This is a genomic window from Lujinxingia vulgaris (genome assembly GCF_007997015.1).
Taxonomy (GTDB): domain Bacteria; phylum Myxococcota_A; class Bradymonadia; order Bradymonadales; family Bradymonadaceae; genus Lujinxingia; species Lujinxingia vulgaris.
In genome coordinates this window covers 779,007-800,769 of sequence record NZ_VOSM01000002.1, presented here as the reverse complement: position 1 = coordinate 800,769, position 21,763 = coordinate 779,007, and the positions used below count along the sequence as shown (strand labels likewise).

At 66.7% G+C, this 21,763-nt stretch carries 19 protein-coding genes; 13 read left to right on the top strand and 6 right to left on the bottom strand.

What is annotated here, in order from left to right; all coding sequences use genetic code 11:
- Positions 1-22 precede the first annotated feature (22 nt).
- Entirely contained in the window at positions 23-1,180 is a 1,158-nt protein-coding gene (locus FRC98_RS06775; RefSeq protein ID WP_146980516.1) for a PEGA domain-containing protein, read from the top strand.
- An 11-nt stretch (positions 1,181-1,191) separates the two neighbouring features.
- On the opposite strand, the gene FRC98_RS06770 is transcribed toward FRC98_RS06775, so the two are convergent.
- A complete protein-coding gene (locus tag FRC98_RS06770) occupies positions 1,192-1,479 on the bottom strand; it encodes a YbeD family protein (protein WP_230467355.1) in 288 nt (95 codons plus the stop codon).
- A 108-nt stretch (positions 1,480-1,587) separates the two neighbouring features.
- Here FRC98_RS06770 and FRC98_RS06765 point away from each other — a divergent pair, with 108 nt between their 5' ends.
- The 6 genes from FRC98_RS06765 to FRC98_RS06740 all read left to right on the top strand — a co-directional run bounded on the left by FRC98_RS06765 (position 1,588) and on the right by FRC98_RS06740 (position 11,139).
- Positions 1,588-2,181 (top strand): Maf family protein, encoded by a 594-nt coding sequence (locus FRC98_RS06765; protein ID WP_146980514.1) that lies wholly within the window; start codon positions 1,588-1,590, stop codon positions 2,179-2,181.
- Positions 2,178-3,104, top strand: coding sequence for an RsmB/NOP family class I SAM-dependent RNA methyltransferase (locus tag FRC98_RS06760; RefSeq protein WP_146980513.1), 927 nt, complete (start codon positions 2,178-2,180; stop codon positions 3,102-3,104). The genes FRC98_RS06765 and FRC98_RS06760 overlap by 4 nt, the downstream gene beginning before the upstream one ends.
- Positions 3,101-3,640, top strand: coding sequence for a hypothetical protein (locus FRC98_RS06755; RefSeq protein ID WP_146980512.1), 540 nt, complete (start codon positions 3,101-3,103; stop codon positions 3,638-3,640). The genes FRC98_RS06760 and FRC98_RS06755 overlap by 4 nt, the downstream gene beginning before the upstream one ends.
- Positions 3,637-7,662 carry an ATP-binding protein gene (locus tag FRC98_RS06750; RefSeq protein WP_146980511.1) on the top strand — a complete coding sequence of 1,342 codons (4,026 nt, stop codon included), beginning with the start codon at positions 3,637-3,639 and terminating at the stop codon, positions 7,660-7,662. The genes FRC98_RS06755 and FRC98_RS06750 overlap by 4 nt, the downstream gene beginning before the upstream one ends.
- Positions 7,663-7,750: 88 nt before the next feature.
- Positions 7,751-9,040, top strand: coding sequence for a cyclic nucleotide-binding domain-containing protein (locus FRC98_RS06745; protein WP_146980510.1), 1,290 nt, complete (start codon positions 7,751-7,753; stop codon positions 9,038-9,040).
- Between the two features lie 155 nt (positions 9,041-9,195).
- Positions 9,196-11,139, top strand: a complete 1,944-nt coding sequence (locus tag FRC98_RS06740; RefSeq protein WP_146980509.1) for a S8 family serine peptidase — start codon at positions 9,196-9,198, stop codon at positions 11,137-11,139.
- 114 nt (positions 11,140-11,253) lie between these two features.
- Here FRC98_RS06740 and FRC98_RS06735 read toward each other — a convergent pair whose 3' ends face one another.
- Complete coding sequence (locus FRC98_RS06735; RefSeq protein ID WP_230467354.1) at positions 11,254-11,595, bottom strand: PilZ domain-containing protein; 342 nt, start codon at positions 11,593-11,595, stop codon at positions 11,254-11,256.
- A 292-nt stretch (positions 11,596-11,887) separates the two neighbouring features.
- On the opposite strand from FRC98_RS06735, the gene FRC98_RS21370 reads away from it, so the two are divergent.
- The 4 genes from FRC98_RS21370 to FRC98_RS06715 all read left to right on the top strand — a co-directional run bounded on the left by FRC98_RS21370 (position 11,888) and on the right by FRC98_RS06715 (position 14,438).
- The gene (locus FRC98_RS21370; RefSeq protein ID WP_230467353.1) at positions 11,888-12,322 is read left to right on the top strand and encodes a cyclic nucleotide-binding domain-containing protein; all 435 of its coding nucleotides are present in this window, start codon (positions 11,888-11,890) and stop codon (positions 12,320-12,322) included.
- Positions 12,323-12,445: 123 nt separating this feature from the next.
- Complete coding sequence (locus FRC98_RS06725; protein ID WP_146980506.1) at positions 12,446-13,060, top strand: hypothetical protein; 615 nt, start codon at positions 12,446-12,448, stop codon at positions 13,058-13,060.
- The gene (locus FRC98_RS06720; RefSeq protein WP_146980505.1) at positions 13,060-13,959 is read left to right on the top strand and encodes a matrixin family metalloprotease; all 900 of its coding nucleotides are present in this window, start codon (positions 13,060-13,062) and stop codon (positions 13,957-13,959) included. The genes FRC98_RS06725 and FRC98_RS06720 overlap by 1 nt, the downstream gene beginning before the upstream one ends.
- A complete protein-coding gene (locus FRC98_RS06715; protein WP_146980504.1) occupies positions 13,956-14,438 on the top strand; it encodes a hypothetical protein in 483 nt (160 codons plus the stop codon). Before FRC98_RS06720 ends, FRC98_RS06715 begins: the two co-directional genes overlap by 4 nt.
- A gap of 31 nt (positions 14,439-14,469) precedes the next feature.
- Here FRC98_RS06715 and rsmA read toward each other — a convergent pair whose 3' ends face one another.
- Positions 14,470-15,333, bottom strand: coding sequence for a 16S rRNA (adenine(1518)-N(6)/adenine(1519)-N(6))-dimethyltransferase RsmA (gene rsmA / locus FRC98_RS06710; protein ID WP_230467352.1), 864 nt, complete (start codon positions 15,331-15,333; stop codon positions 14,470-14,472).
- 205 nt (positions 15,334-15,538) lie between these two features.
- Here rsmA and FRC98_RS06705 point away from each other — a divergent pair, with 205 nt between their 5' ends.
- Positions 15,539-16,585 (top strand): phosphatase PAP2 family protein, encoded by a 1,047-nt coding sequence (locus FRC98_RS06705; RefSeq protein WP_146980502.1) that lies wholly within the window; start codon positions 15,539-15,541, stop codon positions 16,583-16,585.
- Here FRC98_RS06705 and FRC98_RS06700 read toward each other — a convergent pair.
- Positions 16,523-17,308: a TatD family hydrolase gene (locus FRC98_RS06700; protein WP_146980501.1), complete on the bottom strand. Its 786-nt coding sequence runs from the start codon at positions 17,306-17,308 to the stop codon at positions 16,523-16,525. The two genes, FRC98_RS06705 and FRC98_RS06700, sit on opposite strands and share 63 nt — an antisense overlap.
- A gap of 92 nt (positions 17,309-17,400) precedes the next feature.
- Here FRC98_RS06700 and FRC98_RS06695 point away from each other — a divergent pair, with 92 nt between their 5' ends.
- Complete coding sequence (locus tag FRC98_RS06695; protein WP_146980500.1) at positions 17,401-18,273, top strand: tetratricopeptide repeat protein; 873 nt, start codon at positions 17,401-17,403, stop codon at positions 18,271-18,273.
- An 11-nt stretch (positions 18,274-18,284) separates the two neighbouring features.
- Here FRC98_RS06695 and FRC98_RS06690 read toward each other — a convergent pair whose 3' ends face one another.
- Positions 18,285-20,723, bottom strand: a complete 2,439-nt coding sequence (locus FRC98_RS06690; RefSeq protein ID WP_230467351.1) for a protein kinase domain-containing protein — start codon at positions 20,721-20,723, stop codon at positions 18,285-18,287.
- 10 nt (positions 20,724-20,733) lie between these two features.
- Positions 20,734-21,723, bottom strand: a complete 990-nt coding sequence (locus FRC98_RS06685) for a tetratricopeptide repeat protein (protein ID WP_146980498.1) — start codon at positions 21,721-21,723, stop codon at positions 20,734-20,736.
- Between the last annotated feature and the right edge of the window lie 40 nt (positions 21,724-21,763).

The window sequence follows — 21,763 nt, the reverse complement described above, 5'->3', positions numbered from 1 at the left end:
AGCCCTCAAGGCTGAGAACTCTATGGCTACCTCGTCTTCACATACCCGCACCTTCAAAGGGCTGCTCGTTGCCTGCGCGTTGCCTCTCTCGCTCTCGCTGGCGCTTCCGGCCCCGGCCTTTGCTCAAGACACGCTGGAGCAGGCCCGCGAGCGCTTCATGGAAGGACGCGCCTTCTACGATAACGACGAGTTTGAAAAGGCGGCCGAGGCCTTCTTAGAGTCCTACGAGCTCTCCGGACGCTCCGAGCTGCTCTACAACGTCGGCCAGGCCTACCGTCTGGCGGGCATACTCACTGAGGCCGAGGCCTACTTCCAGCGCTACCTCTCCGAACTCCCGGGTGCTCCCAACGCCGGCGAGGTCGCCGACACGGTCATTGAGATCCAGCAGGCCATCGCCGCGTCGATGGCGACCCTCAACGTGACGACCTCCCCCGAGGGCGCCACCATCCTCGTCGAAGAGACCGAGGAGCGCTGCAACGCCCCCTGCGAGCTCGACCTTGCGCCGGGCACCTACACCCTGGTGGCCAGCCTCCCCGACTTCGATCAGGCCCGCCAGATCATCACCCTGGAAGCTCGCCAGCGCGAAGAGCTCGCCATGACCCTGCGCGCCACCATGCAGACCGGCCGGCTGATGGTCCAGAGTGACCTCTCCGGCGCCGCGCTTGTGGTCGGCGGCCAGAGCTACGCCCTTCCCCTGCAACGCCCCGTTGAGGTTGAGGCGGGCACCACCGCCTTCGCCATCCGCGGCGGCGGCGCCGACTTTTCGGAGAGCGTCGAGATCCCGGCCGATGAGACCCTCACCCTCTTCATCCCCGCCTCGGCGATGGACCAGGGAGGCATCTTCTCCAACCCTCGGCAGAGTGCGGCGCTGGGCCTGGGCGGAGTGGGCGTTGCGCTGGGCGCAGCCGCCGCCATCGTGGGCATGCAGGCCAGCGCGACCTATGACGCGCTTGAGCAGCAGCAAAACACCTTCGGCGGCGTCAATCGCGAACTTCTCGACACCGGCATCTCCCAGCAACGCACCGCCAACGGCCTTTGGATCGGCGCGGCCGTCTCTCTGCTGGCCGGCGGAGGTCTTTACGCCTGGGACGTGCTCTCCTCGGGCAGCGAAGAGGAGATCGCCCCCTCCGAAGAGCCCGCCCCCCGGCGCTCCGATGCGCCCGTCGAGCTGCTCGACTGATCCCCTCCTGCTCACATCATAAAACGCACGCCCTGCACGGCCCGCAAAAGCTCGTAGACTTCGAGCACCATCTGCGGGTCCTGCACCTGTGCCGAGAGCGTCACCGCCACGTGGTTGCCCTTGCCGCTCTCGCGGGTCTCGATGTCCAGCTCGGCCTCACCACCGATCGCGTTGACGGCCGCCTGCACCACCCGGCTCACAAAGGTCGGCTCATTCTCGCCAATGACCTTAAATAGAAATGGCCCCGGAAAGGTGTGCATGGCGTTGAGTCGGTCGATCATCGTCTGTGGATCGCTCACGGCGCTCCTCCTTTTTTCCTGATTTAGATAGCTCAGCTCGCCGGCGGAACGATGCCGGACGCACGTACGTTCTGATGGTCTAACACGCCACCTTCGGTCAAACATCCCATGGCACATTCCTCTCCCCACACGCTGATTTTGGCCACCGAGTCGGCCTACAAGATCGAACTTCTGCAGCGCCTGGGCCTTCCCTTTGAGGCCTGCGCCGCGCACATCGACGAGGCGCGCATTCCCGATGAGGCCCCCGCGACGATGGCCGCGCGCCTGGCCCTGCATAAAGCGCGACGAGTGGCTGAAGACTACCCGGACGCCTATGTGCTGGGCGCCGATCAGGTCATCGCCCTCGATCAGCAGATCTTTCAAAAACCCGCCACCGCCGAGCGCGCCGTGGCCCAGCTGATGGCGTTGCAGGGAAAGACCCACCGGTTGATCACGGCGATCGCGCTGCGCACCCCCGACGGCGCAGAGCTGGCCTCGGAGTGTGCCTTCGAGATGGTCATGCGACCGCTCACCGAGCCCCAGGCCCGCGCCTACGTCGAGGCCGACCAACCGCTCTTCTGCGCCGGCTCCTACCGCATTGAAGCCGGCGGCATCCGCCTCTTTGAGGCCGCCCGTGGCGACGACTTCACCGCCATCATCGGCCTGCCCCTGACCCGCGTCTGGTCGCTGCTCGACCAGGCCGGCTACCTTGAGAAGCTATGAACGCCATCCCCGACTTCTCGCGCTACCGCGACATCATCGATGACTTCGAGGCCTTTGAGGCCGCGCTCGCAAGGCCCCTCCCCCTCTGCGTGTGGGCCAACGATCTGAAGATCACACCGGCCGAACTCGAAGCATCCTTTGGCTCCCACGGCATCGACTTCCAGCCGCGAAGCTGGCGTCCGGGCACCTACCTGCTCGACCCTGCGTTGAGTCCGGGCACCCGTTTTGAGTACGCCGCCGGGCTCTACCACGTGCAGGAAGAAGTCTCACTCCTGCCGGTGACCGTGCTCGATCCGCAGCCTGGCGAGCGCCTCCTCGACACCTGCGCGGCACCGGGCAACAAAACGGCGCAGATCGCCGTCGCGATGCAAAACACCGGCACGCTCATCGCCAACGACCGCGACTACCGACGCATGCGCGCCGTCAGCCGGGTGCTCGACCGCCTGGGCGTCTTCAACGCCTCGCTCATCTGCCACGACGCGGCCAACCTCCCGGCCGACCTCGGGAGCTTCGACCGCATCCTGGCCGATGTCCCCTGCTCCTGCGAGGGTACCTCCCGCAAAAACCCGCGCGTGGGCGCCGCCCGCCCCGCCGAACTCAGCCGTATGAGCCGCGTCCAGCAGGCCATCCTCAAGCGCGCCCTCGATCTCTGCCGCCCCGGCGGCCTGATCGCCTACGCCACCTGCACCTACGCCCCGGAAGAAAACGAGGCCGTCATCCACGCCTGCCTCAACGACCCGGAGCTTGGCGACTTCGACGTCCTTCCCACACGCATCCCGGGCTTTCATAGCGCTCCGGGTCTGATAGAGTGGCAGGGAGAATCCTTCGATCCCCGGCTCAAAAACGCCATGCGTGTCTATCCCCATCACAACGACAGCGGCGGCTTCTTTGTAGCGCTCCTTCAAAAAGGGGCCCGTTCATGAGCGCGATCCCTTCAAAACTCACCGAGGCGCTGGCCACCCTGGCAACGCCGGCCATCGACGCCACCCCTTTCCTCACGATCCTCGAGGAGCGCTTTGGCATCGACCCGGCCCATCTCGAAGATCTGGTGTTTATTCGCGCCAACAAACGCATCGTCAGCGTCGTTCACCGCGATCACCATCTTCCCACCGAGCCGCGCCCCGACTCGGTCGGCCTCTCCTTTATGCGCGATGATATGGTGGTGCCCAAACTCACCACGCCGGCGGCGATGACCTTCGCTCGCTACGCCCGCATCAACGTCATCGACACCAGCGCCGAGCAATGCGACGCCTACCTCACCCGCAAGACCTTCACGCTCAGCGACGATCAGGTCGGCGCGTGCACCTCGCGCGGCTACGTCCTCATTCGCCACCGCGGCCACGGCCTCGGCGTCGGGTTCTTGCGCAGCACCGACCCTGGCGAGCGCGAGGTCCAGAGCTTCTTCCCCAAAGCGTGGTCCCAGGACGTGACCCGCTCGGCCTTCGGCGAGGTTGAATGAGCACCGACGCCCCCCACGATCTTCAGGATGCGCCCCGCACAGACGAGTCGCTCGAACAGGTCCGCCTTATCGGCACCGGTGAGCTTGGCGAGTCCTTCGAGGTGCTGCGCATGCGCCTGGCCGAGGGGGAGTCCGCAGAGGTCAGCGGCGAGATGCCGCGCCCGGAGCGCTTTGTCCTCAAGAAGCTGACCTTTGCTCGGGTGCGCGACCCCGACGAGTTCGCGCGCCACTTCGACAGCCTCACGCGCCTCGATCATCCCAACCTGGCCCGCTACCGCGAGATCTTCCGCGGCGAACAGGTCACCCGGCTGATGCGCGACTACGTCGACGGAATGCCGCTCGATGCCTACCTGCTGCGCCCCATCACCGAGGCCGAACAGGCGATCTTAAGCGCCAGCACCTCCCCGGACGCCTCCACCGAAGCCCCGGCTGCCGCGCTCGATGAAGACGATCTTCCCACCATTGAGCTTCCCTCCACCCTCGACGAAGACGATCTTCCCCCCGCCCTCGACGAGCCCTCCTCCGAGGGCGAAGAATCCGTCCCCGAAGAGATCGCCGCCGACCGCCCCAACACCCTGGAGATCCCCGAGTCCTTGCTCGAAGACTCCGAGGCCGCCGATCGCGCCCTCGACCTGATCATCCTGCGCATCCAGGCCATCGGCCCCCAGATCGTCGCGGCGCTGGAGTACCTCCACCGTTTTCGCAAGGTTCACGGCGGGCTCAAGCCCACCAACATCCTGATCAACGACGCCGGCCAGGTACGCCTGACCGACTTCGGGCTGCACCCCCACCTGGAGCGCCCGGGCTCCGGCGATCTTCGCTCCTGCTACAGCGCCCCGGAGCTTCGCCGTGGCGAGTTCAGCCCGGCGGCCGACCTCTACGCGCTGGGCGTGATCTTTTTTGAGGCCCTGGCCGGCAAACCCTTCGACGCCTGCCAGCGCGTCATCGAGGGTGACGAAGGCCCCCGCCCACGCCGCGAGCGTATCTTCCTCTCGGAGGTCGCCCCGCACTGCCCGGCCGCCTGGGTCAACCTCATCCATGGCCTGCTCGCCAGCGAGCCTCAACGCCGCCCCTCGCTCAACGAGGTCCTCGACCTCCTCTCCACCGACGAGAACCGCTCGGTCACCATCCCGGCTACCGTCGTCGAAGACCGCGAGGTGCTCTACGGCCGTCGTGAGATCTTCGATCAGCTCACCGAGCGCGCCAGCCTCTGCGCCCAGGAGCGCCGCCTGGGCTTAAGCGTCGTCGAAGGCCCCCAGGGCACCGGCAAGACCGCGCTGATCGATGCCCTGGCCCACTGGGCATCCCAGCTGGGCTGGATCGTGCTGCGCGGACGCTGTTTCCACCGCGACACCGGCGCCTACCAGGGTTGGGACGAAATCGCCGAGCAGCTCGCCGGCATCATCGCGCGCCTCCCCGAGAAGTCGCGCCAGCGCATGGAGACCGCCCGCCTTCAGGCCGCTCGCATCTTCCCGGCGCTCTACGATCGCGGCGAAGCCTGCCCGGAGGTCGGCCGGCGCTCGGCCATCGACGCGCTGCGCCGCGTGCTCGTGGAGCTCAGCGAACAACGCCCCGTCCTCATCGCGCTCGAAGACACCCACTTTGCCGGGCTGGACACCTCCGCGCTCCTCGCCGACCTGACCAACGATCCCCGCGGCATGCGCGTCTTCATGGTCACCAGCATTCTTACTGGCCCCGGCAAAGACCACGCCAATCACCCCTTCTTTGGCGAACTTGCGACCTCTCCCATCGCCCTGCACCGCGTCGAGATTCACGGTTTCTCCAAAGAAGAGGCCCGGGAGTACGTGCTGGCCAACGCCGCCAACCTCTCCCTTCGCAGCAAGCAGCTGATCCTGCGCCGTGGCAACCTCCACCCCCGGCTTATTGACGAGCTCATCTACGAGTTTGAGCAGGCCCCCACCGAGGCCTCCGAGGAACTCGAAGCTGCCGAACCGGTGGCCGTCGACGAACTCCTCACGACCTTTATCCGTCGGCGCGTCGCCCAGCTGACCCGCCCTGAACGCCTGGGCCTTCAGCTGCTCGCCGTTGCCTCCTCCCCCCTGACCGCCCACACCCTGGGCCTGGCCATGGGGCGAGAGCTGGGAGCCAGCGCCATGAGCGCTCAGGGTGGCGAGGCGGTCATTGCGACCCTCCTTCATCGACGCCTGGCTCGCCAGTCGCGCGCCCGCGCCGGCGAACACCAGGACGCGGCCTACGCGATCATTCACGACCGCGCCCGCAACTTCGTGCTCGACGAGCTGGGCCGCGACCACCACGCGCGCCTCTGCGGGCTGATCGCCGACGCGCTGCGCGAATCCAAAACCGGCAGCGACGCTCGACGTCTCGATTACCTGCGGCGCGCCGGTCGACAACGCGAGTCGGTGGAAGTCGCCTTCAAGGTCGCCCACAGCGCCCAGAGCCGCTTCGCCTGGGAGCGCGCCCTGGAACTCTGGCAGCTGATCGACGCTCACGAACCCAAAGACTCCCCCCGCCGTGACGAGATCCACCGCGCTCTCTTCGAGGCGGCCATCGCCCTGGCTCGCACCGACCAGGCCCGCGACCAACTTCGCCCGCTGCTCGCCAGTGGTTCCATCCAGGATCGCCTGGCGATTCGCCGTCAATGGATGGAAGCACTCCTGGCCTCCGGACACCCCGATGAGGCCATCGACACCCTCGATGACGCCCTGCAAGAGGTCGGCAGCGCGTACCGCCGTGGTCGCCTGCGCGCCGGACTTCGCGCCTGGCGCCGTCGCCTGGCCGTAGGCCTGGCGCGATGGTCCGACGCCACCGCGGTGGCCCGCGATCAACGACCGCCCGAGCGTACCGTTGAGACCGCCCGGCTGCTCTGGCGAGCCAGCGAGGCGTCGCACCTTTTGCTCAGCGCTCGCCATGATCGCCTCACCACCCACTTCGCCCGCCTGGCCACCGTGCATAACTACGGCCCCTGGCTTGCCCGCGACCGACTGCAAATGGTCAGCGCGCCGCTGCTCCCCCTGCTCATCGATCCCACCACCCCGGTGGACCGCTGGCTCGATCAGAGTTTGACACTCTCAGATCGTTTCGACGACCCGGGCTGTCGCGCCCGCGCCCTCGAACTGCAGGGCTTGCTCGCCGCACACCGTGGCCGCTGGGCCGAGGCGCGCGAGCTGCTGCATAAGTCCATCTCCACGCTTCAGAAAGTCGGCGTCGATGACGCGATCTTTGCGACCCGCTGGCTCAGCCACATCATCCGCGTTGGCATTGAGCTCGGCCAACTTCATGAGGTGATGCCCGTCGTCGACAACCTCACCCATCGCCTGCGCCACGATCGCGCCGCCAGCGCGCACATCGCGCTCTCCCGCGCCGACCTCCTCATCGCCCGGGGTGACATCGCCGAGGCCGCCCTCGCGCTGAGCCCGGCAAGCGAGCTCGCCGAGCGCACGCCCAACAGCCTGCTCTTCCTGGAGGTCACCGCCCGCCGCGCCACCATCGACCTCGCATTGGGACGCCCCGAGCTTGTGATCGCCCACCTCGATCTTCTCCGCGACCAGGTCTTCGATCGCGACTTCCTGACGCTACCGCGGGTGGAGTTTGCCCTTAACCGGGCGCTGGCACATGCCCTGGCCAGTGAGGCCGAGCGCCAGCGCACCCTCCAGCAAGACGCACTCTCCGCCACCCTCAACCGCCTCCACCGGACCATCCGTCGGCTCGCCAGCTATCAAGACGACCTCGGACTCTCTGAGCGCGCCGCGTTGCTGCGCCTGCGCGCCCGCCTGGCCCTGCTGCGCGAGCAATACTCCCGCGCCGCCCGCCTGACGCGCCAGGCCATCGAGCTCTGCGCCTCCTCCCAGAGCGTGCTCAGCCAGACCCTCAACCAGGAAGCCCTCGGCCTGATCCTCACCCGTCAGGAGCGCCCCGAAGCCCGCCAGATCCTGGAGTCTGCCCGCGCGCTCGCCACCACCCACCACTTCTACCTCCCCCTGGTCCTCGAAGGCTGGCCGGTCCCCCGCGCGCACGCCGTGCTCAAAGCCGACCCCGCCTGAGCTTCCGGGTTGTCCCCCTCGCGCCCATCTTCTAGACTTGGGCGTCGACATCGCCGCCAAAAACAACCGCCTCGGAAGGACCCCGGTCATGGTGCAAATCCGCCTCCTCGACCTGCTCAACACCATCGATGACGCCGTCGAGTCTCAGGAGCACGCCCGCGCGCTCCAGCTCATCCTGGCCAACTGGTACAACCTCCCCGATCCCTCGCCACTGCGAGAGCGCACCGCGGTGATCCTCGCCACGGTGGGCCGAAAGCGCGAGGCCGTTGAGGTCTACACCCTGGCCGCTCGCCATTACGCCAACGCCGGCTTCCCCACCCGCGCGATCGCTGCCATCAAGCAGATGCACGCGCTCAACCCGGCCTCCACCGAGCTCTTGGACCACTTCGCCACGCTCTACTCGGTGCGCAGCCCCTACCTGGAGAACGGCCGCCCCCAGCCGAGCTTCCCCCAGCCCGCCGGCAACCTCTCCACCCAGGTCCACGGCGCGGAGCCCGACCTCGACGAGCTCTTCGAGCGCGTGCTCGAGCGCGCCACCGACCCCGACGGCACCGCCGAGCGCCCCGGCAGCCTCCCGGCACTTCCCCTGCTCAGCGTGCTCCCCCCCGACGCGCTGCGCCGCGTGCTCGACTTCGTCGACTACGAGATCTTCCCCGACGCCCAGATCGTCTTTGAGCCCTCCCAGAAGTCCGCCGATCTCATCTGGACCGTCAGCAACGATCTCGCCGTGAGCGATGGCCCCAAAACCTTCCGCATCCCGGCCGGCTCTCTGCTCGGCCTCAACGCTTTCGGCGGCAGCGAGCGCGCCCCCCGCTACCGCGTGCTCAGCGAACGCGGCAGCGAATGCCTGCGCCTTGCCCAGAGCGCCATCGGCAAGCTCAACGATGAGCTCCCCGACTTCCTCAACCGCCTGGCCACACTGCGCCGCCACACCCTCACCGAAGGCCTCCTCGATCGCCACGAGCTCTTCACCCACCTCAGCCCCGACGAGCGCGCCCGGGTCGTCGGTCGCTTCACCGGCCTGACCCTCGACAGCGGCACCCTCTGCGTGCGCCAGGGACGCCCCAGCCCCGGCCTCTTCATCCTCCTCGATGGCAAAGTCGACATCGTGCGCAAAGACGATGACTGGGAGATCACCGTCGCCACCCTGAGCACCGGCGAAGTCGTTGGCGAGGTGGGGCTGGTGGCGAGCGACCAGGCGACGGCGACGGTGGTCTGCACCTCTCCTGGCCACGCCCTCTTTCTGGCGCGCGAAGACTTCGAGGTTCTGGCCGCCGAACACCCGCCCATCGCGCAGTTCACTGCGCGCCTGGCCCGCGAGCGCCTCGAAGCCATCGAGAGCACCCTCTCGGCCCAGGATTTGGCCGAGGTCCCCTGAAGCGCTACACTGTAGGAGCGTCCCACGAGGCTTTGCCGGGAATTCAGCCGGTGCTTAGCTTCGTTTGAGTTCTGAGCACCGCCTCACCGGTGCGTCCGGCCGCTCCCCATGCCGACGCGCCTGTTTAAAACCTTACCTGACCGAGGACTGGACGGATGATGCGACCGACACGCCCCTTAAAACGCCGCCTCGCGCCGGCATCTGCCACCTTCGCCGGCCTCGCCCTCTTTCTGGGCCTCAGCGGTGTCGCCACCGCGCAAGACGCCCCCAACATCAGCCCGGCCGCACCCTGGCAGGCCTGCCTCGATGGCGCGACGCCCTCCACCCAGAACGTCCCCGGCGTCGACATCAGCAACCTCGACACCATCCCGGCCGACCTCGACATCCTCGACACCAACCCGGCCTTCGATGAGGTCGTCCTCGACTTCGACGACGATCTCTCCAACGAAGAGATCCTCGCCTTCACCCGGGCAAAGGGCCTGAGCGCCGAGCTCAACAGCCCCTTCTCCGACGATGAAAATGTCTTCGTCGCCCGTGTCGAAGAAGGCGCCGCTCCCTACGTCAAAGACTGCCTCGCGCAGTCGGCGCCCTCCGGCTGGCTGGAGAGCGTCGAAGAAAACATCGAATACCGCGCCTACTTCGTCCCCGACGACCCCCTCTACCAGTTTCAGTGGAACTTTGAGCAGGTCGGCGCCGAAGAAGCCTGGAAAGTCTCTACCGGCCGCGACGTTGTGGTCGCCGTCATCGACACCGGTGTCACCGTCGCCGACGACGCCAACCGCGGCATCAAGGTTGGCAAAGATCTTCAGGGCATCGCCACCGTCCCCGGCTACGACTTCGTCGACAAGACCGACTTCGTCTACGACGGGCACGGCCACGGCACCCACGTCGCCGGCACCATCGCCCAGGCCACCAACAACGGCTACGGCGTCGCCGGTCTGGCGTTTGAATCCAAGATCATGCCCCTGCGCGTGCTCAACAGCCGCGGCTTTGGCTCGGTGGCCGACATCGCCGACGCGGTGCGTTTTGCCGCCGATAACGGCGCGCAGGTCATCAACATGAGCCTGGGCGGCCCGCTGCCCAGCCTGGTGCTCAAGCGCGCCGTCGACTACGCCCACAAAAAAGGCGTGACCGTCGTGGCCGCCGCAGGCAATGGCGGAAAGCGCTCGCCGAGCTACCCGGCGGCCTATAACCACGCCTTCGCCGTGGCCGCCACCCAGTTCGACCAGCGCACCACCTTCTACTCCCAGTGGGGATCCTACGTCGACATCGCCGCCCCCGGCGGCAACACCCGCATCGACCAGAACGGCGACGGACGCCCCGACGGCATCATGCAGGAGACCCACCCCGCCGGGCAGACCTCCAAGCATGAGTTCGCCCTCTACATGGGCACCTCCATGGCCAGCCCCCACGTCGCTGCGGCCGCCGCGCTCGTGATCGCCAACGGCATCACCCACCCCGATAAAGTCCAAAAAGTCCTGCAGAAAGCTGCCGATACCTCCATGCGCGAGAAGTACGACAGCGAAGAAGAGTACCGTGAGCGCTACGGCGCCGGACTGCTTCAGGCCGATAAAGCCGTCAAGCAGTCCGCCACCGACCAGGGCACCACCCGCTACGGCGGCGCCCTGCTCCTGGTGCTTCTCACCGCCTTCGGCCTGCGCCGCCGCGACATGATGGGACGCCTCCCCGATCACCTGCCGCTGGTCGCCACCAGCGCTGCGGTCGTCGCCGGTGGCCTCTTCTTCATCCCGCTGCTCGTCCCGGCCGGTGGTGCCCTGGGCTTTGTCGCCAACGTCATCGGCCGCCCCCTGGCCGAGGCCAACGTGCTCGTCTCCGGCCTGGGTGCCCACCAGAACCCGCTGCTCGCCAGCTTCCTCATCCCGCTGGTGGCCTACGCCTTCCTCGGCGGTCATCGCGTCGGTCGCGCCCTCGCCGGCGGTATCGCCCTGGGGATGGCCGGCTTCAGCCTCACCGAAGCCTTCCAGCTTACCTCCGACGTCAGCTGGATCCCGGGCATGAACATCCTCGACCGCGTCTGGCTCGCCGTGAACGGCCTGCTCAGCCTGGCCATCGGCTTCTTCGGCCTCAAGCGCGATTGAGCCCTGACGCAGCATCGCTAGCATAAAAAACGCCCCGCCGGCTGATGCCGGCGGGGCGTTTCTTTTGACCCGTGCCTGAGCGCGCGCTGCGCACGCAGCGATCACGCGATACGCTTAGATCGAAAACTCCGGAAGCCCCTCCGAGATCGACTGCGCCCGCAGCCAGGCCCGCAACTTCACAAAATGACCGTGCGAGATGTTCGTAAAGCGCACGCCCACCTGACCATCGGCGTCATAAACCTTCGTGCCCGCCACCCAGATCGGCTCCTCCTCCCCCGGCAGTGCAAACTGCAGCTGCACCGACTCGCCATCACTGCGATACGCCTCGGCAACCCGCTCCAGCCGAATGCCCCCCAGCGACACATCGGTTGCCCGACAAATGTTGGTGTGTCCGGACTCGATCTTGTTGAGGATCATGTCGCAGTCCACGCGCTGCTGTTTGCGTTGCTCCGTCACATCGACCTCCATGTCGTTATCGGGCCCACCGGCCCCTTAATACCTTGCCACCATGGCTTCACGCCGCAGCCTCAACCCCGGGCCCGGCGTACCTCCCAGAGCTACCACGCATCGGCCGGTGCTCAAGAAATTGCCCCCTCCCCGACCGCACCTCGTCCTCAAACACCCCTCCTCGCGAATCATCTCGCGCCGTGGTGATTGCATCGCCCTCCCCCCCGTTGATACCCTGCAACGCGTACGGCATCGCCGGCCCTCGGCCGGTTTCCCCCTTCACCCCCGTGATGAGACCATCATGACCGAAAAGATTGCCGAAACCATCCAGGAGAGCCCCCTCTTCAAGCATCTGAATGATGCCGACGTTAAGGCACTCATCAGCGCCAGTGATCTCAAGATCTTCCAGCCTGGCGAGCGCATCATCGAAGAGGATCAAAACGTCGATAGCCTCTACATCGTCCTCACCGGCCGCATCCGCGTCTGGACCAACGGTCCCGCCGGCGAGGTCGAGCTCAAGACGATGGGCCCCGGCGCCTACTTCGGCGAGGTCTCTCTGATGAGCGGCAACACCGCCACGGCCACCGTCGAGGTGAAAACCGGTCCGGCCCAGGTGGTCGCCATCGGCAAACAGGCGCTGCTCGCGGTGGTCGAGCGCGACGAGAAGATCCGCAAGATGCTCCAGGGCGTCACCCTGGCGCGCGCCAAAGACACCATCGGCAAGGTCTTCAAATAAGCCCGCGCTCGCCAGCGGGGCCCTCCTGATTATCTTCTTGAGAATGCCAGGCGCGCGGGCGTGGTTCTAAAACGTGTGCTCCGGCGCTCGCCAGACTCGCCCCGTACAGCCTGCGAGGTCACGATGTTTAAACCTCCCTTCGCGCTCTTCACATTGCTGATTCTTGCGCTCAGCCTCCTTGCAACAAGCGCCTCGGCGGCCACGCTGCCGCGCATGGACCTCGAGGAGCTCGTGGTGCGCTCCGACGCAGTGGTCGTCGCCGAGGTCGATGAGATCACCACCGATCTCGATGCGCGGGGCCGCGTCGTCTCCACCATCACCCTTAAGGTCAGCGAGACCCTCAAAGGCCCCGCCGCACGCACCATCACCATCCGCCAGCTGGGCGGGGTTCACGGCGACATCGGCACCCGCGTCCCGGGCATGCCCGTCTTTCAGGTCGCCGATCAAGGTGTGCTATTCTTAAGCGGCGACGTCGTCCAACGCCCCGCCTCGGTCACCGGGCTTGCGCAGGGCTTCTTCCGCATCGCGCTGGGCCCCGACAACGCCACCGAGTTCGCCGTCCCCCAGGTTAACAACCTCAACCTCGTCGTCCGCGAGCGCGTGCAACCCTCCGCGCAAACCTCCGGGTTGCGAAGCGTCGCCCCGGCCGAGCTGCACACGCAGGCCCACGAGCTCACTCGTTTTAAGGCGCGCATCCGCGCCATCGCCGACGATGTCCAGCCCCGGGAGACGCGCTGATGATCATGCCTTATTCGCGTCACATCGCCCTGCTGGGCCTGCTCGCCATCGCCCTGCCCGCCTGCACCCACGAAGAGGCCTGGGAAGAGGAGCCCCTCGTCGAAGAAGAGGTCCCGCTCAGCAACAACTTCCGCCGCACCATGACCTGCGAGCCGGATCTGGGGCTTCCCTGCAATGGCTACCCGCAAATCCCCGTCGTATGGCCCTCCCTCACCGTTCCCTACCACATTAACGAGGTGGGCTCGCCGAACCTGCACCCTGACCAAAACACGATCCCGGCAGAGCTCGAACAGGATATTGTCAGCGCTTTCGATGCGTGGAACGCGCCCGACTGCTCCGAGTTTACTCTGGAATACCAGGGCACGACGGTGTTCCAGGCCGGCTTTGACGACACGCCACCGGTCGACAATCTCAACGTCTTCGTCTTTCAGGATGAGTCCTGGCCGACAAGAAACGGGCAGGCCATCGCACTCACCACGGTGACCTACCGGATGACCGACGGTCAGATCCTCGATGCCGACATAGAGATGAACGGCGCCGACTACGTCTTCACCAACAGCGAGAACGGCGAAGCCGGCACCATGGATCTCCGCAACACCCTCACCCACGAAGTCGGCCACTTCCTGGGGCTGGATCACGCCCCCAACCCCGACACCACCATGTACGCCACCGCCCGCGAGGGCGAGATCGAAAAACGCGATCTGCACCCCGGCGACATTGAGGGGTTGTGCACAATTTACCCCCTGGGTACCCCCGACGTGACCCCGCCCTCACAACCTGAACAGCAGGGCGGCATCTGCTCGCTGGTCGCTCCTGACCAGCCCGACCACAGCGCCCTTTTCGCCGGCGCGCTCTTTGCCCTGGGCTTGATCTGGCGCCGCCGCCGGGCCCGCAGATGAACTCGCGCCCCCTGCTCGATGAAGAGCGCCCCCTGGTCATCGAGGCGCTCATCAACGCCGGCGTGGGGCCGGCCCCGATGGTCGAGCGCGCCGCCAACATCGCGCGCCTCATCGCCTACCCCGACGATCGCCCCGCCCTCTACGGCCCCCGCGACCTGGTCGCCCATGCCGCGCTGCGCCGCAACGCCGCCGGCATCGCCCTGCGCGATCGCATCTACATCCGCCAGCGCATCTTCTCCGACGATCTTCGCCTTCCCCTCTACCTTGTCACCCACGAGATGGCCCACGTCGTGCAATACCTGCGCGACGGCTCCGCCGCCTTTCTGGCCCGCTACCTCAGCGAATACGCCGGCGGCCTGCTCGCCGGCCTGGGCGACCGCCAGGCCTACCTCAACATCTCCTATGAGGTTGAAGCCCGCCGCGCCGAGACCTTCCTCCCGCCCCACCTTCACCGCACGATCCCGCCCCGCAACGCGTAAAAGCGCCCCGCAACGCGTAAGAGCGCCCCGCTCAGCCCCTGAGCGCGTCGGCCACCGCCAGAAACGCCTCAAATCCCACCCGCTCCGGCCGCACCTTCGGCGAGAGCCCGGCCGACTCGATCGCCGCCACGACCTGATCTTTGGGGAGTTTTAGAGCCTTAAGCCCGTTGGGCAGGGTCTTGCGACGCGCCTGAAACGCCGACTTCACCACGCGCTCAAAAAACGCACGTCGCTCCTCATCCTCAATGCGCGTCTTCGGCAACATCTTAAAGTTCACCACTGCGCTATGCACCTTCGGCGGCGGCACAAAGGCCCCCGGCGGAAGGCTCATCACGATCTCGGCATCGGCATAAAGCTCCACCATCAGACTCAGCGCGCCGTAGTCGTCATCACCCGCCTTTGCGACCATGCGCCGCGCCACCTCCCGCTGGTACATCAGGGTCATGGAGCCGATCGTCTCGCGCAGCTCAAAGAGCCGAAACGTCACCTCGGTGCCCACGTTGTAGGGGAGGTTCGCCACCGCCTTCCAGGGCCCGGGGCGACTGCCCACGATCGCCGCCATATCGGTCTTCAGCGCATCGCCCGGGTGCAGCGTAAAGCCCCACTCCTGCGGCAGCGCCTCCTGCAGAAACTCCACCGCGTCGCGGTCGATCTCGATCGAGTCCACCGTCGCCCCCGCCTGCAACATCGTCAGGGTGAGCGTGCCGCAGCCGGGCCCGATCTCGATCACCGCGTCGCCGGGCTTGAGCCCCGCACAACGCACGATCTCCTGAAGAATGCTCGGGTCCACCAGAAAATGCTGCCCGAACTGCTTCTTGGTGCGCTGCCCAAACGAACGTAAGAGATCGCCCGGCGTCAGCGCTTGCGAAGGATGCTTCTGCGATGTATCAGCCACAACCACCTGCTTTTCTTGAACTTTCCAACCGAAAACGACACACCATTGAGGCGTGCAAGACACGCTGCTGACGACGGACGCAGCTGCAACCGCCCACCTCATGACGCGCCCCCTTATAGGCGGCCTTCACGCTCGCAGGCAATCGCACCCGCCTCTATTCTGAGCTCATCACCCGCCACGCAGACATCTTCATCGCAGTCGAACCATGAACCTCACACGCCCCCATCTGAGCGCCTTTTTCATGGCGCTTCTCGTCGTCTTCAGCTCACCTGCGCTCACCCTCGCGCAAGAGCCCGCGCCCGACCGGGCGCCAACCACTCAAGCCTTAGCGCGACCCACAGGCTACGTGCCGGAGTCGGTCCCCCTCACCCAGACCTACTCCCCGGTGGCGCTGGGCACCATCGGTGTGCTCTTTCCCACCTCGGCGGTCATCACCGTCTTCGGCGGCAAGCTTTTTGCCGCCCCGGTCCCGGCGATGGGCGCCCCCACCCCGGGAAGCCTCGACTACCGGGTCGCCTCGAACTTCCACGGCGATCTGGAGAGCGGCGCGCCCTTCCTGGGCGGAATCCCCGACTACGGGGGTTACGCCCTCAGCGCGCTCCCGGTGCTCTACTACGGGCTGGGCGCCACCTGGACGGGCCTCACCGGCCAAAACCTCTACCCCTGGCAGGGCCCCTCCCACCTGCACTCCACGATGGCCTATCTGGAGAGTTTTACCTGGACGGCGCTTTTGACCAACGCTGCCAAGTTCTTCGTCGGCCGCGCGCGCCCCTATGTGGCCCTGGAGCGGCGCGCCTACGGCTGGCACGGCGGTGAAGACTACCTCTCGTTCTTCTCGGGCCACGCCTCATTGAGCTTCGCGGCGGCGACCTTTCTGGCCCGCGACATCAGCGACGGGCTCTACCACCGCGTGCTGGCCGACGCCGAACCGACCGAGCGTTTTTTGCTCGGTCGCGCGCTGCCCTACACCCTGCTCTACGGCGCGGCGACCACCGTGGCGGTGAGCCGCCTCTACGACCAGAAACACTTCCTCTCCGACGTGGTCGTCGGCGCGGCGGTGGGCACGCTGATCTCCGCCCTGGTCTACAACACCCGCTTTGACGGCCGCGGTATCCCCCGCACTCGCCGGGGTCTTGCGCTCGATGTGGCCCCGAGCCCCTCGCCAGAGCCCGCCGAAGAACAGGCTCAATCAGCCGTCGATGATCGCGCGGGCGTTGCCGCCGACCAGCGCCTCGACCTCGCCATCCCCTGAACCCAGCGCGCCGAGCGCCTCCACCGTCTTCGGGATCGCCAGCAGATCGGCCCCGCCCACCCGCAACGCCGAGCTCAGCGCGATGCGCTCATAGGAGCCCAGCGTCTCAATCGCGTCGCGCACCACCCGGGCTGCGCGGCGCGGATCCAGGGTGGAGGCCCCCACCGCCACGCCCGCCCCGAAGCCGCTCTGCACCACGTTGACCAGCGTCTTCTCGTCGACGTGCATCACCAGCACCCGCGCCGGGTCGACCCGAAGTTTCTCCAGACGCTGCATCATCTTATAGGTCAACGTCACCCGAAGATCGCGCGGCGGCGTCACGATGATGGCCTCGATCTCCGCCTCCCGCGCGATCTTCACCTGACGATCGAAAAGCTCCCACTGCGACGCCACATCTTCCCACACCCCCACCTCCCCGAGCGCCACCACCGTGGGCAACGCCAGAAGTTCGGGAAGTCGCCGCCACACTTCATAATGCGCCCGCCGCGGCCGCATCCCCGGCAACACCCCCAGCGCCGCGCCAGCTTCAAGCCCGCAGCGCTCCAGCCGGCGGACCTCCGCGCTGCCATGCGCCTCCATCGCCGCGATCAGCTCCTCGGCCCGCTCCGGCACTCGCCCCATCGACAGACAGCTCACCACGCGTTCGGTGCCGAAGTAGGCCAGGTTCTTAAGATCGGCGTCGCTCTGGGTGCGACTTCGGATATGCGGATCGAAGATCTTCAAAAGAGCGCTCGTCAATGTTAGCGAGGATGATGTGAAGCCCTTACGGCGCCGCGCCCCCGACGCGCATCGCGCCCTGACCCGGGAGTCTACCTATGTCCCCCCAGATCTGGCGAGGCCTGCGTGATGCAGCGCTTCTTGCAATCCTGATCACCGCCTCGGCCTGCGCCCACAAGCCCGGCCCCGGTGAGCTCTATATGACCGATGCCCGCACCGCGCTTGAAGCCAACCGCCCCGACGAAGCCCGGGCGCTGGCGGAGTTGGCCCTCGATGAGGCAGACACCTCCGAGCGCGACGCCCTCACCCTGCTCGCCAGCACCCACCGCGCCCTGGCCGAGCAGGCCCTGGCCGACGAGCGCCCCGAAGACGCCATCGCCCAGCTCCGAGAGGCCGCCGCCGTGGAGCCTGCCACCGCACAGCGTCGCGCCGACCTTGAGCAGGCCCTGACCATCGCCCGCAACATCACCCTACCGGCCGATCGCCTGCAACCGCTGCTCTCCGAGGCGCTTGTGCTCCTCCCCGACGATCCGCAGCTTCACCGCGACGCCGCCCGCGCCTTTGAGGAGCTCGGCCGCCCCGAAGATGCCATCGCCCACTACCTCTGGCTCTGGACCGCCTCGCCAGGCGACCGCCAGGCCGGCCTGCGACTCGGCGTCCTGCTCCTCTCCGAAGGCCGCCACCGCGAAGCCCTCCCCTACTTGAGCACCCTCTACGAGGCCCACCCCGACGACCTCCAGGTCGGCCTCAACCTCACCGACGCCCTGGAGCACCTCCAGCGCCCCTCACAGGCCACCGAGGTCTTCGAGGAGCTCCTGGAGCGCATCGGCGAGCAGCCCGGCCTTCTTTTTCGCTACGCGGCCTTCCTGGAGCGCCAGGGACGCCCCGACGCCTCGCGGCGCATGCAGGAGCGCGCCCGCGACGCCATGCCCGCCCTGGAACAGCGCGACGACATGCGCCCCCTGCGCTGAATCAAAAAACCTCAGGCCCGCGCCGCCGTCGCCGCGCTCAGCTCGTCGATCACCTCTTTGGCCGACTGATAACGCCGGTCGGGCTCCTTCTCCAGCAACTTCAAGATCATCGCGTCCGTCGCCTCGCTCAGCCCCGGGTTGATCGAGCGCGGCGAGGGCGGGCGCGTGTGCAGGTGATGGTAGCTGAGGTCGCCCTTAAAGAAGGGCACTGTGCCGGTCGCACACTCAAAGATCGTGCAACCCAGGCTATAAAGATCACTTCTAAAGTCGATGTCTTTGCCGATGATCTGCTCCGGCGACATGTAGAAAGGCGTGCCCACCTGCTGGGTGTGGTTGTTCTGATACTCCTTCAAAAACTTCGCCAGACCAAAGTCCATCACCTTCAGCGCCCGGTCGCGGGTCGTCATCACATTGCCGCTCTTAATATCGCGGTGAATGATCCCCTTTCCGTGCGCATAATGCAGCGCGCGGCTGCACCCGAGCAGAATGTGGCGCACCTTATCGTCGGAGAGCGCCCCGGTGCGGCGCACGAGCTCCTTGAGCGTGGTCCCCTCCACAAACTCCATCGCCATATAATACTCGCCATCCTGCTCACCGGCGTCGTAGATCGTCACAATGTTGGGGTGGGAGAGTGCCGCAGCGGCCCGCGCCTCGCGCAGAAAGTACTTCACCGCGGTCTCATTATCGCGCAGGTTCTCGCCGAGAATCTTAAACGCCACCACGCGCCCCAGCACCGTGTCGCGCGCCTTATAAACAATCCCCATCCCGCCGCGGGCGATCTCTTCAAGGATCTCATAGCGCCGCGTCTCTTCGCCCTCGGCTCCGCCCCCGCCAAAGAGCCCGCTGGTGGTGCGCCCGGTCAGCGTACCGCGTCGCATCCGCTTGCGAATCGCGCCCACCCGCATCGTCGTATCTTCGAAGTTGGGCTCGATCTCCAGCACCTTGCTGTAGCACTCCAGCGCGCCGGCCAGATCGGGCTCCTCCTCCAGCGCGCGCCCCATCTTGTAGAGCAAGGGCAGCGTGGCCGGCCCGGCCTCGCGATTGCCCAGCGCGGCGCGGTACTTGCCATAGGCCTTCTCGGCGCGCCCCTGGGCGCGCAGCACATCGCCCTGAAGCTCCAGGCTGCGGCTGTACATCGCGTCGCGTGAGTCGATCTTCGAGAGCGCGTCGAGGGCCTCCTCATACATGCGATGTTCAAAGCGCAGGCGCCCCACCCGGAAGTAGTCGCCCTGCTGATCTAGCACGCGGAGCTGCCCCTCCACATCCCCGGCTTCCTGATAATACTCGGCGGCCCGCGCCAGCTGTCCGGCCTGCTCGGCGCAACGCGCCGCATGCGCAAAACGCGGGATCTCCAGGTAAAGTTTGAGCGCCTCCTCAAAGTCGCCGATCTTCTCGTAGAGCTCGGCGGCCTGCTCCATCTTGCCGACCTCGGCAAAAAGCTCGGCGGCCTGCCCGTACTCCCCGGCATCCCGAAGATGCGCCGCGGCCTCCCCACGCTCGCCATCGGCCAGGGCCACCTGCGCTCGCATACGCGCGGCCCTCTTGGCCTCACCGGCCTCCTCCAGAAACTTCGCAGCGAGCTCCGGCTGACGCGCCTCGATCAACAGCTCCGCCGCCCGCGTGAAGTCGCCCGAGATGCGCAGCGTCTCAGCGGCCTCCGCCGCAAAGCCCGCCGCCAGAAAAATCTCACTGGCGCGTTGATGCTCGCCTGCCTCCCGAAACAACTCGCCAGCCCGGCGCGCCTGCTCCCGAAGCTCATCGGGAAGCGCTCCCGCATCAATGCCCTGCTCGGCGCGGTGCCGCTCCACATGGCGCGCATAATACTCAGCCGCATCCCCCGGGCGCTGCGCCGCATCAAAGGCCCGCGCCGCCTCCAGCCAGCGCCCCGCACGCACGTAGTTTTCGGCGGCCCGACGCATATCTTCGGCCCGCTCATAATGCTGCGCGGCTCGCTCCCAGGCCCCCGCCTGAAAGTACTCCGCGGCCGCCGCCCGCTCATCGCCCATCTGCTCATACACACGGCCGGCCTGCTCATGGTCGCCGGCACGCTTAAAACAATAGATCGCCTGAAGTCGGCTCCCGGCCTGCTCAAAGGTGCGCGCCGCTTTCAAAAACACGCCCCCTTTAAAGTACGCCTCCGCCGCCTCATCGAGCGCCTCGGCCCGGGTCAGAAGATCGCCGGCGACCTCAAACTCACCCGATGCGATCGCCTTATCGACCCGCTCCCGCGTCTCACGCGGCAGCATCTGCACCGGCGTGCTGCTGCTCGCGCTCATCGCCACACGCACCCAGCGAATCCCCGCAAACACCACGCCGACCAGCACGCCCACGACCACCAGGCCCCCCACCAGCGCGATCCAGGACGAGAGGCTGGTGCCGTAGCCCACACCCTCGGCAAGGTCCACGTAATCCGCGACCTGCGCCACCAACCACACGCCTGTTCCGATCATGGGAAAACCCTCAGAATCGACCGCGCAGCCCGACAAATCCGCCATCGGGGCCCACACCGCCCTCAAAGCTCAAGCCTTCTTCCGGCGCATCTTCGCCCTGGCTGGCGTTGTAAATGAGCATGCCCACGCCCGCCGCCGTCAACACGCCGCCGGCGATGTACGCCGCCCGCGCCGTCTGGAAGTAGCCGGTGGCGTCGCTCTTCAGCCCCTCAAGCTCGGCTCGGCTCGCGCCGGCGGCCTGCTTATCGTAGGAGTTCACGCTCTCCGTCGCACCGTTCTGCAGGAGCGTAAACACCCCGCCGGTGGCCAGCGCCGCCACCCCCAGACCGGTCGTTGTCCAGCCCCACGTCTTCAGGCTTCCGCCCTCGCCATCCACACCGCTCACGTCTTCCTGAGCCACAAGCGCGGGCGGCGCCTCCACGAGCACCGGCGACCAGGTATAACTTCCTTCGGCCTCGGCACTCTCCTGCCAGATGGCCTCTTCATAACCTTCGGCGCGCAGCACCACGGTGACCTCACCGGGGCCCACGTCCACCTGGGCCGGCGTCACCCCGAGCTCCTGCTCGCCACCTTCCGCATCCACCGCCACGATCGTCGCACCGGCAGGCTCACTGCTCACATCGAGGATCGCCGGAACCTTCTCGCGAAGCATCGGCACCACTTCGGCGATGCGCCCGATAAACTCAATATCCTGCCCCTCGTCGAGGTAGGTGGTGTAATGATCAATCGCCTCGCGGTACATCCCCAGGTTCTCGGCCGCCTGCCCCATCCGATAGAGGATCGTCGGCTCCGGAAGCTCCTGGTACGCCTCGCTGTAGAGGTCGTAGGCGGTCTGGTAATCCTCCGACTCAAACGCGTCGTTGGCCGCGCGGATCGTCTCCAGCATCGACATCCCCTGCGCCATCGCCGGTGAACTCAGCGCCAGCGCGCCCACCACAAGACAAAGCCCCACCAGCGTTCGCCAGAACGCACCCGGCGCGTCATTACGAAAAACCACCATCACCTGCCTCCTCAAAGATGCCGACGCGCCGAGTTTTTGC

What these genes read in the sequence shown, in the direction of transcription:
- FRC98_RS06775 (WP_146980516.1), top strand. Translation starts at nt 23, where the DNA reads ATGGCTACCTCGTCTTCACATACCCGCACCTTCAAAGGGCTGCTCGTT.
- FRC98_RS06765 (WP_146980514.1), top strand. Translation starts at nt 1,588, where the DNA reads ATGGCACATTCCTCTCCCCACACGCTGATTTTGGCCACCGAGTCGGCC.
- FRC98_RS06760 (WP_146980513.1), top strand. Translation starts at nt 2,178, where the DNA reads ATGAACGCCATCCCCGACTTCTCGCGCTACCGCGACATCATCGATGAC.
- FRC98_RS06755 (WP_146980512.1), top strand. Translation starts at nt 3,101, where the DNA reads ATGAGCGCGATCCCTTCAAAACTCACCGAGGCGCTGGCCACCCTGGCA.
- FRC98_RS06750 (WP_146980511.1), top strand. Translation starts at nt 3,637, where the DNA reads ATGAGCACCGACGCCCCCCACGATCTTCAGGATGCGCCCCGCACAGAC.
- FRC98_RS06745 (WP_146980510.1), top strand. Translation starts at nt 7,751, where the DNA reads ATGGTGCAAATCCGCCTCCTCGACCTGCTCAACACCATCGATGACGCC.
- FRC98_RS06740 (WP_146980509.1), top strand. Translation starts at nt 9,196, where the DNA reads ATGATGCGACCGACACGCCCCTTAAAACGCCGCCTCGCGCCGGCATCT.
- FRC98_RS21370 (WP_230467353.1), top strand. Translation starts at nt 11,888, where the DNA reads ATGACCGAAAAGATTGCCGAAACCATCCAGGAGAGCCCCCTCTTCAAG.
- FRC98_RS06725 (WP_146980506.1), top strand. Translation starts at nt 12,446, where the DNA reads ATGTTTAAACCTCCCTTCGCGCTCTTCACATTGCTGATTCTTGCGCTC.
- FRC98_RS06720 (WP_146980505.1), top strand. Translation starts at nt 13,060, where the DNA reads ATGATCATGCCTTATTCGCGTCACATCGCCCTGCTGGGCCTGCTCGCC.
- FRC98_RS06715 (WP_146980504.1), top strand. Translation starts at nt 13,956, where the DNA reads ATGAACTCGCGCCCCCTGCTCGATGAAGAGCGCCCCCTGGTCATCGAG.
- FRC98_RS06705 (WP_146980502.1), top strand. Translation starts at nt 15,539, where the DNA reads ATGAACCTCACACGCCCCCATCTGAGCGCCTTTTTCATGGCGCTTCTC.
- FRC98_RS06695 (WP_146980500.1), top strand. Translation starts at nt 17,401, where the DNA reads ATGTCCCCCCAGATCTGGCGAGGCCTGCGTGATGCAGCGCTTCTTGCA.
- FRC98_RS06690 (WP_230467351.1), bottom strand. Translation starts at nt 20,723, where the DNA reads ATGATCGGAACAGGCGTGTGGTTGGTGGCGCAGGTCGCGGATTACGTG.
- FRC98_RS06685 (WP_146980498.1), bottom strand. Translation starts at nt 21,723, where the DNA reads ATGGTGGTTTTTCGTAATGACGCGCCGGGTGCGTTCTGGCGAACGCTG.